Here is a 16,722-nt window from a genome sequence, read left to right as displayed (position 1 = left end):
ACGTCGTTGTGCCTCTCCTAGGACAGACGGCATTTCCCCACCATACAAACACCTAAGTAGTACGTTTGAAATACCTATAAATAATACGGACATCCACCGAATTTTCCGACTTACGAGATCGGATATAATTATTTCAAATGCCGATCCCTGCTAAGTACTGCTTGCTGCACTTTCCCCGGCCAACTCCGCCGTCTCTATATCGCGGTCAGGTTGGTACAGTGAACATTTGAGCAAGCGGCAAAGTCACAGACCACCCCGGTAGCTGATGTACAACAACCGGCCCCATAAGTGCCATCTCAGCCAGGCTCTGCGAGGACATCTATGAAACCCGTCATTCCTTGTCTCGTTTCGTTCCTGCTCACGGCCGCCGTCATGCCGTTTGTCATCCGCATTGCCACGGCATGCAGATGCCTGGATGCGCCGGGTGGACGACGACTGCATAGCAAGACAACCCCCCGGTGGGGTGGGGTGGCGTTCTTTGTCGGCGTACTGCCGTTTCTGTTCATGGAAAACGACACCGGCGCCCTGACGCCTTACATTGTCGCGTCGTTCCTTCTGGTCGGCATGGGAGCCATCGACGACCTCGCGTCCCTCGGGTGGAAAACCAAGTTTGCCGGGATGACGGCAGCGGCAACGATCGTCATATTCTGCGGTGATCTGACGATTCACCATGTCGGGACGTACGGCCCGCTGGGGCTGGTTGCGTTGGGCTGGTTAAGTACCCCTTTCACCTACCTGAGCGTCATCGGCATCACCAACGCCATCAACCTTCTGGACGGTCTCAACGGCCTTGCCGGAGGCGTATCGCTCCTGGGGTTCCTGTTCATGGGGATTACCGCCCTCCTCACGGGCAACATGCCGGTGGCGGTTGTCTGTTTTGCCTTTGCAGGGGCTCTGGGCGCATTCCTCCTGTACAACTTCCCCAATGCCAGAATCTTCATGGGAGACTCGGGGAGTCTCTTTCTCGGTTTCTCCCTGTCCTTCACCGCCGTGCTTTTGACACAGGATGCAAAATCTCCGGTGGATTGCCTGTTCCCGGTGCTTGTGCTGCTCATCCCTATCTTCGATACGCTCCGGGTGCTGTTCGTGAGGCTCATGAACGGCAGGAATCCGTTTCAGGCAGACACCCTTCACCTGCACTACCTGATGGTGCGGAAGAACATCTCTCCAGTGAACGTGACGCTCCTGTTCTGGACCTTGACCGCGCTGTTCGGCGGCATCGCGCTCTTCCTCACCAACAGGGCCTCCACATCGTATCTCGGCTTCGTGTTGTCAGCGTCCGCATTCCTGGGCCTGTTGAGCGCCAGCCTGGCACCGGTACAGCCGAGCAGGGTGGAAGGCCACCAAACCAGCATGGAAACAGATTCGGCTGGGTTCAGCCACTATACTAATCCCAACCCGGGCTTAGCCCACAAAGGAGAGACGACTATGACATTCAAATGGATTGTTGTTTTAGGGGTGGTGCTTCTGTCCGCCCAGATGGTTGCCGGCGAGGCACCGGCCCTCAAAACGCCCATAGAGAAACAGAGTTATGGCCTTGGGGTCGATATGGGCAGAAACCTCAGGCGGCAAGGGGCCGAGATGGACCCGGGTATGGTGCTTAAAGGCATGAAGGACGCGATGGGGGGCGAGAAGCTCCTCATGTCCGATGAGGAGCTGGTGGCAACCATGAAAAACTTTGCCGCCGAACGAAAGGCGAGACAGCAAAAAGACAAGCAGGCCACGGCACAGGAAGATCAGACCAGGATCGAGAACCTGGAGACGATCTATGCCATCGGCCTGGTTTTATACCGTGATCTTGCCGACTTCAACCTGACGCGCGGCGAACTGGAACTGGTCAAGCAGGGGCTCACCCACGCCGCAACCGGCAAGGGCCCTACGGGGGATCTCAGCGCCTACGCGGGGAAGATCAACGAGCTGGCCGTTGAGCGCCGCAAGGCCCTGGGGCAAAAGCTGGCCGGACAGAACAAGGAGTTCCTTGAAAAGTCAGCCGGGGAAAAGGGCGCGCTCAAGACCGATTCCGGACTGGTCTATCGCTCGATCAAGGATGGCAGCGGGCCCAGTCCGAGCCCGACCGCCACGGTAAAGGTCAACTACCGCGGCACACTCCCCGACGGGAAGGAATTCGACAGTTCCTACAAACGGGGGGAGCCGCTCGAGCTTAAGATGGACGGCGTCATCAAGTGCTGGAACGAGGGGCTGCAGAGGATGAAACCGGGAGGCAAGGCAGAGCTGGTCTGCCCCCCGGAGATCGCCTATGGGGAGAAGGGGGCGGGCAATCTCATCCTGCCGTATGCCACGCTGGTATTCGAAGTGGAGCTTCTCGAGGTCAAGCAGTAATCGAGAGGGCTGAAGCCATGAAAAAGATTATTTTGCCGGGGATAGTGTTGATGCCGTGCGTGGTCTTTGGGGCCACTGACTGCCGGGTCGTGGAATACCCGGATCATTATGAGGCGGTATGTATCGGAACAACCGAACAGGTGCCCGTCTCCAACCGCCCCGGACAGGCGGGGGAGGGAGCACAGGAACAGACGAGTGCCGCTGCCCGGGAATCCGAGCAGCAACAGACGGCGGATGTCCCTCCGGAGATGATCGTGAGGAACGATCTGGCCAAGTTGCATGGGGCCTCCTGGCTCAAAACCATGTCGCGCCAATGAACTCCCGGGATCGCTTCATCAAACACGAAAGGAGGATTTGTGCCGCAACGTGACCGTGCTGTTAATGAGGCCGATTTGTCGTGTTGGCAAATCAAAAAGGAAGGAGAGATATTATGAATAGATTCAAACTTTTTCTGCTGGCCATGAACCGATTCAGACTTTTAGTAGTAACGACGTGCATCGTGGTGGTAGCTGCATCCTCCCTGGGGATCGGCGCAACCTACGCGCAGCAGGATTCAGGCGCCGTCCCCCTGACGCCCGAGCAGAAAGCGGCGGCAGAACGACGGGACAAAGCCGCTGCCATACGCGCGCGTGAGCAGAGGGATGCCGCGATCAAGAAACGGCAGGATGCCAAAAAGTACATCAAAAAGGTCGTGGAAGGACAGGAATCCGGAACAGCGGCTCCTGACACAACAGGAAAGGGGGGCGGACAATGAATAAGCGATGCTGCTCATTACTATGGCAAAAGCTGGTCCTGGTGGTGACCATGCTGGCCGCTCCCATGGCCGTGGCCGCGGCTCCGCTGCCCGGGCCCATACCGAACGCTCCGGCCAACCCCCTCTACCCGCCGGGGATCGGATGGAACCCTGTCGTCGACTATACCAAGCCCAACTTCGCCTACAGCCCGAACATCAGGAAGTTCGTCGACTCGCTCCCCGGCCTGGGGGCCACGAACGCGAACAACCTGGGGCAGTACATCCCCCTGGCTGTTCCCGATACGACGACCTTCGCGGGCAACGGCACATCCGCCAACCCGGCCTCGGATTATTACGAAATCGAGGTGGGACAGTTCAACAAGCAGATGCACTCGGACCTGCCCGCAACCGGGGCCACCCTCAGGGGGTACGCGCAGATCAACGGCCCGGCCGGCGCCCCCAATGGTATTCAGCAGTACCTTGGTCCGGCGATCATTGCCAAGTCCTATGATCCGACCAAGCCGGCCGGCGTGAACGGCAACGGCAAGCCGGTGCGCCTCAAGTTCCACAACAATCTCCCGGCGGGAAGCCTCCTCCCCCTGCCGGTGGACACCACCATCATGGGGGCCGGGACGGGACCCAATGGCGGCATTGAGATGTACTCCCAGAACCGCGCGGACCTTCACCTCCACGGCGGCGCAACCCCGTGGATCAGCGACGGGACGCCTCACCAGTGGATTACCCCTGCCGGGGAAATCACCTCCTATCCCAAGGGGGCGAGTTTCCAGAACGTGCCCGACATGGTCAACGGCTCTGTCGTCAATGGCACCGCAGTTCCGTGCAAGGGCGGCACGACCTGCTTCTCGCCGATCGGAAACGACGGGATCGGGACCTACTACTATACCAATGAGCAGAGTGCCAGGCTGATGTTCTACCACGACCACGCCTACGGGATCACCCGCCTGAACGTCTATGCCGGCATGGCCGCGCCCTATCTACTGTATGACCAGTACGAGGAAGACATGATCTCGGGCACCAACGTCTACGGCATGAATCCGACCAATGCCAAGCTCCTGCCCGACCAGTCAGGCGTACTCCAGGGGCCTGCACCGGGGGCGCCCGTTGCCGGTGGGGGCGCGTACCACTATGGCATCCCCCTGGTCATCCAGGACAAGTTCTTCGTGAACGACGCCACAACCCTCTCGGCTGCGGCAACGGCGGCCTGGGCCACCCTGCCCGCCGGGAAATATGTCCACACCGATTACACCCTGAACACGGACCCGCTCTGGGCGTATTATGTCAACACCACGGGCGGAAACCTGTGGATGCCCCACGAGTATATGCCCATAGAGAACCCCTTCGACCCGACGGGGAACACCCCCAACGGCAGGTGGGATTATGCCCCGTTCATGATTCCGCCGGCGCTCCCCCTGAACCTCACCCTGCCGAGCCCGACCCTCATCCCGGAGACCTTTGCCGATACCATGGTCGTCAACGGCACCGCCTTCCCTTACGTCACGTTGCCGCCGGATGCCCTCCGTTTCCGCATCCTGAACGCCTGCAACGACCGCGCGCTCAACTTGCAGTTGTACTACGCGAAGGACCGGGTGACCGGCGCCATATGCAAGACAGGGAATACCTTCACTGCGGCCAACTGCACCGAGGTCTCCATGGTGCCGGCGGCGCCCAACGCAACCTATCCGACCTGGCCGATCGACGGCCGCGACGGCGGTGTCCCCGACCCGACGACCCAAGGACCTCCGTGGATCCAGATCGGCAACGAGGGAGGACTCCTGGCTCAGGTCGCGATGCTCCCGCAGCAACCGGTGGATTTCGAATATAACCGTCAGAGCATCCCCCTGGCCGGCGTCACCAGCAAAACGCTCTTCATTCTGCCGGCGGTGCGCGCGGACGTCATCGTGGACCTGTCAAAATTCAGCAACGGCGACGTGGTCATGCTGTACAACGACGCGCCGGCCCCCATGCCCAACTTCTGGCCGCTCAACGACTTCTACAGCGACGACCCGGACCAGAGGGGCGTCGGCGCCGCGCCCACGACCCCGCCCGGTTTCGGTCCCAACACCCGTACCGTCATGCAGATCAGGATCGCGGGGACGAAATCTTCAAGCATGGACTTCAGCTCCTCGGCTAAACCCGGTTTCAACCGCAACTCGCCCGTAACCGGCACCCTGCCCGCGATCGAAACCCCGGCCACCGACGGCCCCAGCCTGAAGGCGTTGAAAGCGGCCCTGCCCCAGGTATTTGCGGCATCCCAGCCGCCGCCCATCGTGCCCCAACTGGCCTATAACGCAGCCTTTCCCTCCGGCCCCCACTTCAAAACGGGGACGACCGACAACTATGTCATGGGTTACCAGACAACCCTGAATATTTCAGGCACGGCCAAGGCCCTTTCCAGGATCAAGACAACGGCACCAGGCGCCAATTACGCGACGGCCCCGAGCGTTGTCATCGTCGGCGGCGGCGGCACGGGCGCTACCGCCACGGCGGGCCTTAATCCCATCGGCGCCATCACGCTCCTGACGACCGGCAGCGGCTATACCACGGTGCCGACCGTCACCTTGGGCGCCCCGACCGCCGGCGGCGTGCAGGCGACTGCCGTGGCAACCATATCGGGCGGTGCGGTCAACGCCATCACCATCGACGAGCCGGGTTCCAACTACACCAACACCGTGACGGCCCCGACCTGCACCGTATCGGCGCCTCCCGCCCCTGGCGTGGCAGCCACCTGCTCGGTAATGATCCCGACCCTCAATACCGTCGGCTCCATCACCATCACCAACCCGGGCTCGGGTTACACGAGCCAACCGGAGGTCTTCCTGGTGCCGCCTGCGGGCAGCAACGCCTCGGGCGCCACGGCTGTCGCCCTGCTTACCGGGGACTTGGCAATGACCGGGAAAAATCTGACCGAAGGGTTCGACGTGGATTACGGGCGGATGGACATCAGGCTCGGCTCGACCCCCAACCCGCTTACGCCGAGCGTCGGCGCCGGCTTTGTCCTGGGCCTCGCCCGCTACATCGACCCGCCGACCGAGATCATGAACGATGGCGAGACCATCATCTGGCGCCTTTCCCACCTGGGCGTCGACTCCCATGCCATGCACTTCCACCTGTTCAACATGCAGGTGGTCAACCGGGTCGACTGGACCAACGTCCTGAAACCCCCGTACCCGGAAGAGATCGGCTGGAAGGAAACCATCAGGACGAACCCGATGGAAGACCTCATCGTGGCCATCAGGCCCACCTCCCAGATACTCCCCTTCCCGATCCCCAACAGCAGCCGGGTGCTGGATCCGACTACCCCGGCGAACTCCACGACCAACTTCTATCCTGTGCTTCCTCCGCCGGGTGTGGCGGCGGTGGCCCAGCAAAGCAACGTGGTGACCAACTTCGGTTGGGAATACGTATGGCACTGCCATCTGCTGGGACATGAAGAAAACGACATGATGCGCCCCTTGGTCCTGACGGTCGCCGGTGTCGCGCCCCTTGCCCCGGGCCGGCCCACCGCCGCGGCAACCATAGGACAGGTAGTCGTGACCTGGACAGCCAATGCCGCTTCGACCGCGACCAATGCGCCGACCGGTTACCTGGTCCAGCGGGCCACGGGCGCCACAAGCACCACGTACACCACCATAGCGACCATATACGACAAGACCGTGCTCACCTATACCGACACAACGGTCGCTTCGGCCACGACGTATCGTTATCGAATCCTTGCTTTCAACGATATAGGCAATTCGCCGGCATCGGCCGTCAGGAACGTAACAACCCCCACCTGGACCGCACCAACCGTGGCCATTGCCACACCGTTGGCCGGGGCGGCCTATGTCGCACCGGCAACCATTCCGCTGACGGCCACCGCCACGGCCGGCGGCACGGCGACGGTCCTCAGGGTGGAATACTACAACGGCCCCAGCCTGATAGGTTCGGCCACCGTCTCGCCGTACACGTTCAACTTTTCCGGTGTTAATGCGGGAACGTTGTCACTGACGGCCAAGGTTTATAACAGCTTGGGAGCCACGGCCGTTTCCGCGCCCGTGGCGGTTACGGTGACCCCGCCTGCGGCACCCATAGTGGCAACCAAGATCGGCGTCTTCCGTAGCACAACCGACGAGTGGTATCTGGACTCGAACGGCAACGGAGCATGGGACAGCGGCATTGATGCGACGCACTCCTTCGGTATCGCGGGGGATGTCCCGGTGTTCGGAGACTGGAACAACAATGGGAAGACCAAGATCGGCGTGTTCAGAGCCGGCCAATTTCTCCTGAACGTAAGCGGCACCGGGACCTGGACCCCGCCAACGGACGTCATCTACAATTTCGGGCTCCCAGGAGATATCCCGGTAGCCGGAGACTGGAACGGCAACGGGACAACCAAGGTCGGCGTGTTCAGAAACGGTCAATGGTTCCTGGACATGAACGGCAACGGCGTGTTTGATCCGGGCATAGATGCCGTCTACAATTTCGGCATGGCAGGGGATATTCCGGTAACCGGAGATTGGGACGGCACCGGTAAAACCAAGATCGGCGTGTTCAGAAACGGTCAGTTCTTCCTGAACGTGAGCGGCACCGGGACCTGGACCCCACCAACGGACGTCATCTATAATTTCGGATTGTCAGGGGACACTCCGGTAACGGGTGACTGGAACGGTACCGGTAAAACCAAGGTCGGCGTGTTCAGAGCCGGTCAGTTCTTCCTGAACGTGAGCGGCACTGGAACGTGGACACCGCCGACAGACGTCATCTACAATTTCGGCATTGCCGGAGATACTCCGGTAGCAGGCAAATGGTAACATCGGGTTGTAAGATGTAACAGCAGAACGGGTGCGTCGCCATCACGGGGCGCACCCTGTTTTTTGCATCTCGACGCCGGGGGAGGAACAGGAGTGACCATAGGACAAATTCCGAGTTCCCGGCAATCCCCCACCGATGCAAATATCGGACATACCCTGACGACACAAAGCGATGCAGACAGATATACTTATCATCATCCTCCCGGAGCAGAGAGCCTGCAAACGATTTTCCCGCAAGACAACCGATCAAAGGAGTGCGCAATGAGATCATTCCGGCGTTGTATGCAAACTCTGTTGTTACCGTGTATGGCCATCATCATGTCCGGCTGTGGCGGCGGTTCGGGTGGCGGCAGTTCCCCTGTGGCGACGACAACGGTCTCAGGCTCGGTCCTGGCCGGTCCGGCAAACGGCGCGAAGGTCAAGGTAACAACGGTTGCCGGGACGGTGGTGGCGGGCCCGGCAATCACGGCGGGCGACGGATCGTACACCATCGCCATCCCCACGGCGGCCCTTGCCAATGATCTGGTCTTTGAGGCCACGAGCGGCACCTTTGACGACGAGGCGGACCAGACGGCCAGCGGCAGGGCGGTAGTTCTGGGGACGCTCAGCGCTTATATCGCAGGCGGCAGCCTGGCCGGCGGCTCGAATGTGACCATAGACCCTTCCAGCACCATCATCCGGAAGATGGTGGCCGGCGGCACGAGCAAGGCCGCCGCCGAGGCCGAATTTAACGCCGCCTTCGGCTTTACCCCCGATTGTTCCGTGAAGCCGGCGTTCGTGAACATGTCCACCGCATCCTCCGACAAGCAGCGGCTGGCCGGGCTCCACGTCGCCGCTTTCAGCCAACTGACCAAGGACCTCATCAACGACCCGTCCAAACAGTTCGAGCTGATCGATGTCCTGGCCGACGACCTTGCCGATGGCACGCTCGACGGCAGGAAATTAGGTGCTGCGGTGTCCACGGCGTCGGGGACAGCCATCCCTGAGGACATAGCCAACCGTTACACCACAGCCCTGGTGGAATTCCAAAGCAGCAGCCTGAACAAGACCAGGCTGACCATCGACAAGCTCGGCCCCCTTCCCTTCAACAAGACCGCACTGACCACGAGCTACCGGGTCGAATACATTCCCGGCACGATGGCTCCCGTCCAGGGCAGGACAAGCTTCAGGATCAAGCTGACCAACCTGGGCGGCGGCACGCCGGCTGCCGGGAAACCCGTTTCCCTGCAACCGTTGATGCACATGTCGAGCGGGAACCATTCCACCCCCGCTGATCCGGTTATCGATAACGGAGACGGGACCTATACCTGCACGGTCTACTATGTCATGGCCAACATGATGAACGGCCTCTCCATGGGGGTCTGGGAACTGAAGGTGATGATCGGCAGCGAGACGGCCTCCTTCTATCCCACGGTTGCCATGCCCATGGGGAGCACCACCCTCGCCAAGCTCTCCGGCGTCAGTGACGCCATACCGGGCATGACCGGCGCAGAGAAACGGACCTACTACCTGTTCAACGACGGCCTTGCCAGCGGTGCCGGGGGAAGCTACACCTTCGGCTTGTTCCTCGCCACCAAGGAAACCATGATGAGCTTCCCTGCGGTGAAGGTGGGGAGCCAACTGAAGGACCAGACCGGCGCAACCTGGACGGTCAACGCCATAGCCGTCCAGGTATCCACCGACGCCGCGAACTGGGTCAGCGCCACGGACGGCGGCAACGGCCACTGGTCGGCCGCCGGGCTGACCGGGCTTTCGTCCGGGGTGCCCGGCAAGGTCTACGTCAAGGTCACGGTCAACGGCGAGCAGAAGACGACCGACGGCGCCGCCCCCTCCGCAACGAACGGCTACCAGAGCTTCACCGTCATCCCCTGACATGGGCGCGCCACGGCAGATCGGCCGTATGCCGGCACTCATGATTGCGGCAGCCCTCCTGGCAGGGGGCGCCGCAATCGTCCCGCGACCTTCCTGGGCAGGCTCCTGCTGCGGCGGCGGTTCCCCCACCTCCCTGCTCGTGCCGAAATACGCCCGGGCCGTGGCCGACCTTTCCCTTGACATGGAGATCTACGACGGCTTCTGGAACCAGGACGGCAGGCACACCCCCGATCCGCCCGGATCGGACCTGAAGCAGTACCGCGTGAACCTGGGATACGCCCAGAGGTTTTTCAGGGATTGGCAGGCGAGCGTCGTACTTCCCTACGTGTGGAACGACAACAACTATTCCGGGGTTTCCTCCCACTCGGACGGCCTCGGCGACGCCACGGTTTCCCTGTGGTACGAGCTGTTTGAGGACACGTCGGCCTGGCGGGTGCGCGAACCGGAGGACATGATCCCGTCCGTCAACCTGGGGCTGTCCCTCCTCCTCCCCACCGGCATCTCCCCCTACGACGACGAGAAGAGCAGTTTCGACATCACCGGCCGTGGATTCTACCGCCTCGACGGCAACCTGCTCATCGAAAAGACCATCCAGCCCTGGAGCGCCTCCGTTGCCCTGAGTTACGGCACCTATTTCGAACGTTCCGTCAACCGGGAGTACGGCAGATACGTGGAGCCGTACCGCAAACAGCTGGGAGACCGGTTGTCGGTAGGCGCGTCCCTGAGCTACAGCTATGTCCTGGGCACCGGCGGTGACCAGGTGATCGGCACCGTCTCCTATACGTACCTGACCGAGGGGGACGGCAGCTTCAACGGTATGCGGGACGGCACGACCGCCTTCACGAAACAGTCGGTTGGGGGAACCCTTGCCTATGCCAACACCGACAGCGACTGGACCGTGCGGGCCGGATGGAACCATGCCATCCAGGCGGACGGCTGGGGGAAGAATTTTCCCACCACCGATATCATCACCGTGGGGGTCCGCTATGCGTTTCGCTAGACACTGCTGCCTGCTGCTCGCGATGCTGGTCCTGGCCGGGTGCGGCGATAACCTGTTCCCCTCCGGGGAGGACAAGCGGCCCCCGGTCCAGCCGGGCTCCACAGGACCCTCCGTGGGCCAGCGGGCGCCCGATTTCTCGGTTAGCGACACCAGCGGCGCAACCGTTACCCTTGCGTCGGCACTCGCCGCCCGGAAGGGCATTGTCCTGTACTTCACCATGTGGTGCCCGGTCTGCGACAGTCACATGGACAGCATCCGCGGCACGATGCCCTCCTATCCCGCTGTCGGCTTCTATGCCGTTGATTACGTTTCCGGCTCCGTCGCGGACGCCGCCGGTTCGGCCGCGGCGAACGGTTTTGCCGGCAGCTTCCAGGTCCTGGCGGACACGGGGCATGTCCTGCTCAATAATTATCAGGCAACCATGGGGACCACCGTCGTCATCGACAGCACCGGCATCATCCGGATGAGTGAGGACTACCAGAACGGTTCCCGGTTCGACGCCGTTCTTGCCGCATTGCCGTAGCCGTTTCAATCCTGACGCAAGGGGCAAAAAATGATTTCCAGAATACTCGTGATACTCACCTTTGCCATCGGCGCATTCGCCTGCCTGGCCGCTCCCGCACCGGCCCAGGACGACATCCGGGAACACCGTTCCTGCACCACGTGCGGCATGGATCGCAAGGCCTATGGTTACAGCAGGATGCTGATCCACTATCGGGACGGCGGCCGGGCGGGGGTATGCAGCCTGCACTGCGCCGTTACCGAGTTGGATGCCAACAAGAGGCGTCCCGTAACCTCGATCCTGGTCGCCGACCGCGACACGCGGCTTTTGATCGATGCCGGGAAGGCGATCTGGGTGATCGGCGGCAGGAAGCGCGGGGTCATGACCCAACGTCCCAAATGGGCCTTCGGGACAGAAGCCGCGGCCCGCTCGTTCATTGCGGCCAATGGTGGAACGACCGCGAACTGGGCCGAGGCGCTGGCCGCCGCCCAAGGGGAGATCGCCCCTACGTCCCACTGATTCAGGAGGAGCATGGTATGAGGATTGTAATCCCTGCGCTGATGGTTGTGCTCATCACAGACGCCGTATTGTTGTCGGGAGCCCCTGCCGCGCCCCTATCCAGCATGCGAAGCGGCTTTCAGCCCCTTCCGAAACCGGGGGAGAAGATACCCCTTGGGGCGCAGAATTACTTCACCTACAGCTTCGTCAAACCGCCGAAACTGGGGACGGCCGTCATGCGGGTGGAGATATTCACCCTTGGCGGCGTGCGCGACACGTCGTTCGCCGTCAAGGGGGATGCGGACATGCCCTCCATGAGGGGAGCCCATGCCAGCGGCGACAAGGATTTCTCCCGTTCCGCAAAGGGGGCCTACCTCCTCCCCGTGAGGTTGGTCATGCCCGGCGACTGGGAGGTCAGCCTCACCTTCGTGAAGCAGGGGAAGACGGTGTTCCGCGGCGCCTACCTGTTTGATCTTTAGATGTCCGGGCACGGTTACGAACAGGTTCCCAAGCATACATCCCATGGGACCCGGTCAGGAGATAGTGATCATATGGAAAATCCGATGAAACAGGGTCACGCGCGGTGTCTCACGGTCGTAGCGGCCTTCCTTGCCGTCCTTTCCCTTTTGTTCAGGCCGGCACGCTCTTTCGCTGCGCCACCTGCCTCTTCCCCATCTTTCCAGGAGGCGTTTCGTCAGGGAGAGCGGATCTACCGCGAGGGGGTCCTGCCGTCGGGGAAACCGCTGCCGGCCACCCTCAAGGACGGCGCCGCAATCCCCGGCACGACCTATGCCTGCGTGAGCTGCCATCTGCGCAGCGGACTCGGCTCGACCGACAACGGCGTCGTCACCCCTTCCATAAACGGCGCCAAGCTCTTCAAACCCTTCCAGGCCTACTCGACCCCCACGAACAAGGCCGTCCCCCTCCCCCCCTCCCAGGTTATCGAGCAAACCCTGAAATCCCACCGGTCGGCCCAACGCCGCCCGGTCTATACGGATGCGACATTGGCCGCCGCAGTGCGCAACGGCGTCGATTCGGCCGGACGCGTCCTGAGCGACGTCATGCCGCGTTACATCCTGAGCGACGCGGACATGAAGTCCCTCATCTTCTACCTGAGATCGCTGTCCAGCGAGTATTCGCCGGGAGTGACGGACACGACCGTCCACTTTGCGACGATCGTCGCGGATGACGTCGGCCCCGGGGAGCGGAACGCGATGCTGGCCCCCCTGGAGAATTTCATCAGGAACAAGAACCAGACGAATTATCGCGACCCGCGGCAGGTCGGGCTCATGTCGAGGTCAGCGGGCTACCGGTCCCGCATCATGGCCGACATAGAGTTCATGCTGCGAGGGATCGGGATCAAGAAACTGGCCCTGTCCCGCTGGGTGCTCAAAGGGCCCCCCGGAACCTGGCGCGACCAGTTGGCGGAGTACTACCGCAAGGAGCCGGTATTCGCCATCCTGGGTGGGATTACGACCGGGGAGTGGCAGCCGGTGCACCAGTTCTGCGAGGAGAACCGCATCCCGTGCATCTTCCCGATTACCGACTATCCGGTCATATCCCCGACCGACTGGTATACCCTGTACCTGTCAAAGGGGTATTATCTGGAGGGAGAAGGTGCCGCCCGTTTCCTCGCCGCCAGGGAGGAGCTCAAGGGAAGGCCGGTAATCCAGGTTGTCCGCGATACCCCGGAAGGCCGGGCGCTTTCCCAGGGATTTCTGGAAAGCTGGCGCGATTTCGAACAAAAGCCTCCGGTGACGGTCACCCTCAAGCAGGGTGAGGCGCTGACCGGGGAATTCCTGCAACAGGAGCAGGCCCGGGAGAACCCGGCCGCCATTATCCTGTGGGACGGGCCGGAATCGCTCAAGGCGCTGGCGGCCGCGGCCGACGGGAAGGACAGGCCGGCCATGGTCCTGGCTTCATCGACCTACCTGGGCAGTGGCTTGTTTTCCCTGGATGAGAAGGCCCGGGGCTTCACCTACCTCACCTATCCCTACGGCATGTCCCGGTCGCCCCAGGACAAGGTCAATACCTCGCCGACCATGGGGGTGAAAAAGTTCAACCCCGAGGCGAACGCCGTGGCCACGACCAGGATATCGCAGCAGTCATACATACTCACCCTGGTCCTGGATACGGCGCTATGGGAGATGAAAGGGAATTATTACCGCGACAATCTCCTCGATGCGATCGGCACGATCATGGACCTGGATGTCCCCCTGTATGAACGCCTCAGCTTCGGCCCGGGGCAGCGGTATGTATCGAGGGAATGCTACATCGTCCGGCTCTCGAAGAGCGGGCTCGTGAAGAACAGTTGGGGGAGCGGCTGGACGACCCGGTGATCCCTGCCGGAAGGTCTGGTTGCCGACGAACTGCGATGGGGGAACGATGACATCTCATGCCGACAAAGGATCAAGGCGCCGGGCGGCGCTCGCGCCCGTCTGGTGGGCAGTGCTTTTGTGCCTTGTCCTGGCCGCTCCGGTCCCGGCGGCGGTCAACTGCGAACTGAACAATCCCGTCAACGATGTGACCAGGCTCTTCCCGGAATCCACGAGCTTCAAGACGGCCTACTTCTCGTTCGCCACCCGTGGAGGTGAGCCGCTGCTGCGGAAGGTCGAATCGCGACTCGGGGGTGCGCCGAGCCTCTATGCCCCCCTCAATGTCCCCTACACCCTCTACGAGATCTACAAGGGGAAGAAGCAGATCGGCTACATCCACGGCGTGAATCAGAAAGGGCAGTTCGGTGTCCTGGAGGTCTTCGTCTCCCTGGACATGGCCGGCACCATCAGGGCGTTCTATATCCAGAGGATGGCGGGGCAATGGGCGAGGAAGTTCACCTCTCCCCGGTTCGGGAGGCAGTTCGTGGGGCTTTCCATCAGGGATTTCGAGCGCTACGACACCGTCGGCGGCAGGGGCACGGGCAGGGTGGCCGCCATAGAGAATCCGGCGCCCGAGGCGGCGACCGATTTTTTCGGCCTGCTCCGGGCGGTGAAAAAAAACCTCGTCCTGATGGACGAGTTCTTCTATTCGGCTGAAAGGTAAAGATATGATCAGCAGATTCCAGATCGCCTACAAAAACCTTCTGCGAAAAAAGATGCGTACCCTTCTCACCCTGGTGGGCATCATGCTCTCCTCATGGGTCCTGGTGAGCCTGCTCGGTTTCAACCGCGGCTACGAGAACGCCTTGAACCGCGACATCGACAACATGGGATACCAGCTCATGGTCATGGCCAAGGGATGCCCCTACGAGGCTGCCACCATGATGCTGCAGGGGGGTACGGGGCTGCGCTACATAGCACGGTCCATGGTGGATTCCATAGTCGACAAACCGGAGGTGGACAGGGTCACCCCGATTTTGATGCAGGCGTTCTTCGACCCCAACAAGGGGGACGGGGGCGGGATCGCCGGTTATTACGGCGTTGATCCCGCCACGTTCCCGGCTATGAAGCCGTTCCTCCGCTTCCGCCAGGGGGGGTGGTTCCGCGACGCACAGGCTGCCGAGGCGGTCATGGGGTACGAGGCTGCCGAACTGGAGCAGCGTGAGGTGGGGGACATGATCCTCGTCCCGGAAAAGAACGTCCAGCTCAAGGTGGTGGGCATTCTGGAACGGAGCGGGACCCAGGACGACGGCACGATCTTTTGCCCTCTGAAGACCCTGCAGGGGATCGCCGCCACGGACAAGATCACCACCATCGGGATCAAGGTAAAAAAGGGCGCGGACAGCGCCAAGCTGGAGAATGCCCTGTACCAGCTCCCGGACGTACAGGTGGTGAGTTTCACCCAGGTGAAGCAGACGATCATGAAGCTCATCGCCACGGCCCGCGTTATGGTGCTGTCCATCGCGATCATCGCCCTCCTGATCGCCATGGTCGGCGTCGTGAACACCGTTCTCATGTCGGTGCTCGAACGGATGCAGGAGATCGGCATCATGAAGACCATGGGGGCGATGCCGGGGGACATCTTCCGCCTCGTCTGGACCGAAACATTGATCCTCTGCACCTGCGGCGGCATCGCGGGGATCGGCCTGGCCTTCGCCTTTGCCCGGCTCTCCGATCTCCTGGTCAGACGCGTCCTCCCCTATGCCCCCGGCGGGAATCTGGTGGCCATCGACATGCGTCTTGCCCTCCTGACCATGGCGGTCATCGTGGGGGTGGGGCTCATGAGCGGAATCTATCCGGCCTGGCGGGCCGGCAGGGTACGTCCCCTGGAATCCATACGGAGGGAAGGATGATGGCCGGAAATGGCGTAGCGATGGAGGCGCGCGGTCTGACGAGAATCTATTCGCGCGGCAACGAGGAGATCCGGGCCCTTGACGGGGTATCGCTCACGATCCGGCGCGGAGAGTTCGTCTCCTTCATGGGACCGTCCGGGTCGGGGAAGACCACCCTGGTCAACCTCCTGGGCTGCCTGGAGAACCCGTCCACCGGGGAACTGGAACTCGCCGGCAAAAAGATCTTCGGCACGGGACAGGCCCTGGGGGAGCGGGCCTTGACGCGGATACGCCGGGAGATGTTCGGCTATATCTTCCAGAACTTCTACCTCATCCCGACCCTCACGGTCCGCGAAAACGTGGCCCTGCCGCTCGCGTTCTACCGGAAGCCCCGGGTGGAGGGGGAGGCGGACCGGCTCCTCCAGATGCTCGGCATGGGGCACCGCATGAACCATCTGCCCGGGCAGATCTCGGGGGGGGAGATGCAGCGGGTGGCGATCGCCCGGGCCCTGGTGAACTGCCCCGAGATTCTTCTGGCGGATGAGCCGACGGGAAACCTGGACACGAAACGGTCGGGGGAAATCGGCGAGATCCTGCGGAATCTCAACAGAAACGCGGGGCTCACCATCGTCATGGTGACCCACAACCCCGACCTTGCCAGGCTCGGCGGCAGACTGATCGAGATGCGGGACGGCAAAGCGTTCGAGGGCTGACGGAACATACCTGCCACTCGGCGATAGATCAGATTGGCAAAGAATC

Annotated in this window: 13 protein-coding genes; all 13 read left to right on the top strand. The window is 61.8% G+C overall.

All coding sequences use genetic code 11. From position 1 onward, the window contains the following. Window positions 1–321 precede the first annotated feature (321 nt). The 13 genes from F6V30_RS09840 (at window position 322) to F6V30_RS09785 (ending at window position 16,676) form a co-directional block, all read left to right on the top strand. A complete protein-coding gene (locus F6V30_RS09840) occupies window positions 322–2,340 on the top strand; it encodes an FKBP-type peptidyl-prolyl cis-trans isomerase (protein ID WP_151156799.1) in 2,019 nt (672 codons plus the stop codon). A 17-nt stretch (window positions 2,341–2,357) separates the two neighbouring features. Then, window positions 2,358–2,657 carry a hypothetical protein gene (locus F6V30_RS09835; protein WP_151156798.1) on the top strand — a complete coding sequence of 100 codons (300 nt, stop codon included), beginning with the start codon at window positions 2,358–2,360 and terminating at the stop codon, window positions 2,655–2,657. A gap of 113 nt (window positions 2,658–2,770) precedes the next feature. Further along, window positions 2,771–3,094, top strand: a complete 324-nt coding sequence (locus F6V30_RS09830) for a hypothetical protein (RefSeq protein WP_151156797.1) — start codon at window positions 2,771–2,773, stop codon at window positions 3,092–3,094. Beyond that, a complete protein-coding gene (locus F6V30_RS09825) occupies window positions 3,091–7,884 on the top strand; it encodes an Ig-like domain-containing protein (protein WP_151156796.1) in 4,794 nt (1,597 codons plus the stop codon). The genes F6V30_RS09830 and F6V30_RS09825 overlap by 4 nt, the downstream gene beginning before the upstream one ends. Before the next feature lie 306 nt (window positions 7,885–8,190). Beyond that, entirely contained in the window at window positions 8,191–9,756 is a 1,566-nt protein-coding gene (locus F6V30_RS09820) for a hypothetical protein (protein ID WP_151156795.1), read from the top strand. 28 nt (window positions 9,757–9,784) lie between these two features. Next, window positions 9,785–10,756 (top strand): transporter family protein, encoded by a 972-nt coding sequence (locus F6V30_RS17090; RefSeq protein ID WP_191965648.1) that lies wholly within the window; start codon window positions 9,785–9,787, stop codon window positions 10,754–10,756. Continuing rightward, the gene (locus F6V30_RS09815) at window positions 10,743–11,279 is read left to right on the top strand and encodes a peroxiredoxin family protein (RefSeq protein ID WP_191965647.1); all 537 of its coding nucleotides are present in this window, start codon (window positions 10,743–10,745) and stop codon (window positions 11,277–11,279) included. Before F6V30_RS17090 ends, F6V30_RS09815 begins: the two co-directional genes overlap by 14 nt. 30 nt (window positions 11,280–11,309) lie before the next feature. After that, the gene (locus F6V30_RS09810; protein WP_151156793.1) at window positions 11,310–11,777 is read left to right on the top strand and encodes a nitrous oxide reductase accessory protein NosL; all 468 of its coding nucleotides are present in this window, start codon (window positions 11,310–11,312) and stop codon (window positions 11,775–11,777) included. A 17-nt stretch (window positions 11,778–11,794) separates the two neighbouring features. Then, window positions 11,795–12,235, top strand: a complete 441-nt coding sequence (locus F6V30_RS09805) for a hypothetical protein (RefSeq protein WP_151156792.1) — start codon at window positions 11,795–11,797, stop codon at window positions 12,233–12,235. An 84-nt stretch (window positions 12,236–12,319) separates the two neighbouring features. Then, window positions 12,320–14,095: an ABC transporter substrate-binding protein gene (locus F6V30_RS09800; protein WP_191965646.1), complete on the top strand. Its 1,776-nt coding sequence runs from the start codon at window positions 12,320–12,322 to the stop codon at window positions 14,093–14,095. A gap of 109 nt (window positions 14,096–14,204) precedes the next feature. After that, window positions 14,205–14,795, top strand: coding sequence for a hypothetical protein (locus F6V30_RS09795; protein ID WP_151156790.1), 591 nt, complete (start codon window positions 14,205–14,207; stop codon window positions 14,793–14,795). A 4-nt stretch (window positions 14,796–14,799) separates the two neighbouring features. Continuing rightward, window positions 14,800–15,984, top strand: a complete 1,185-nt coding sequence (locus tag F6V30_RS09790) for an ABC transporter permease (RefSeq protein WP_151156789.1) — start codon at window positions 14,800–14,802, stop codon at window positions 15,982–15,984. Beyond that, a complete protein-coding gene (locus F6V30_RS09785) occupies window positions 15,981–16,676 on the top strand; it encodes an ABC transporter ATP-binding protein (RefSeq protein WP_246163411.1) in 696 nt (231 codons plus the stop codon). Before F6V30_RS09790 ends, F6V30_RS09785 begins: the two co-directional genes overlap by 4 nt. Window positions 16,677–16,722 lie beyond the last annotated feature (46 nt).

Origin of the sequence: Oryzomonas sagensis, from assembly GCF_008802355.1 — a bacterium.
Taxonomy (GTDB): domain Bacteria; phylum Desulfobacterota; class Desulfuromonadia; order Geobacterales; family Pseudopelobacteraceae; genus Oryzomonas; species Oryzomonas sagensis.
This window is presented reverse-complemented; position numbering and strand designations above follow the sequence as displayed.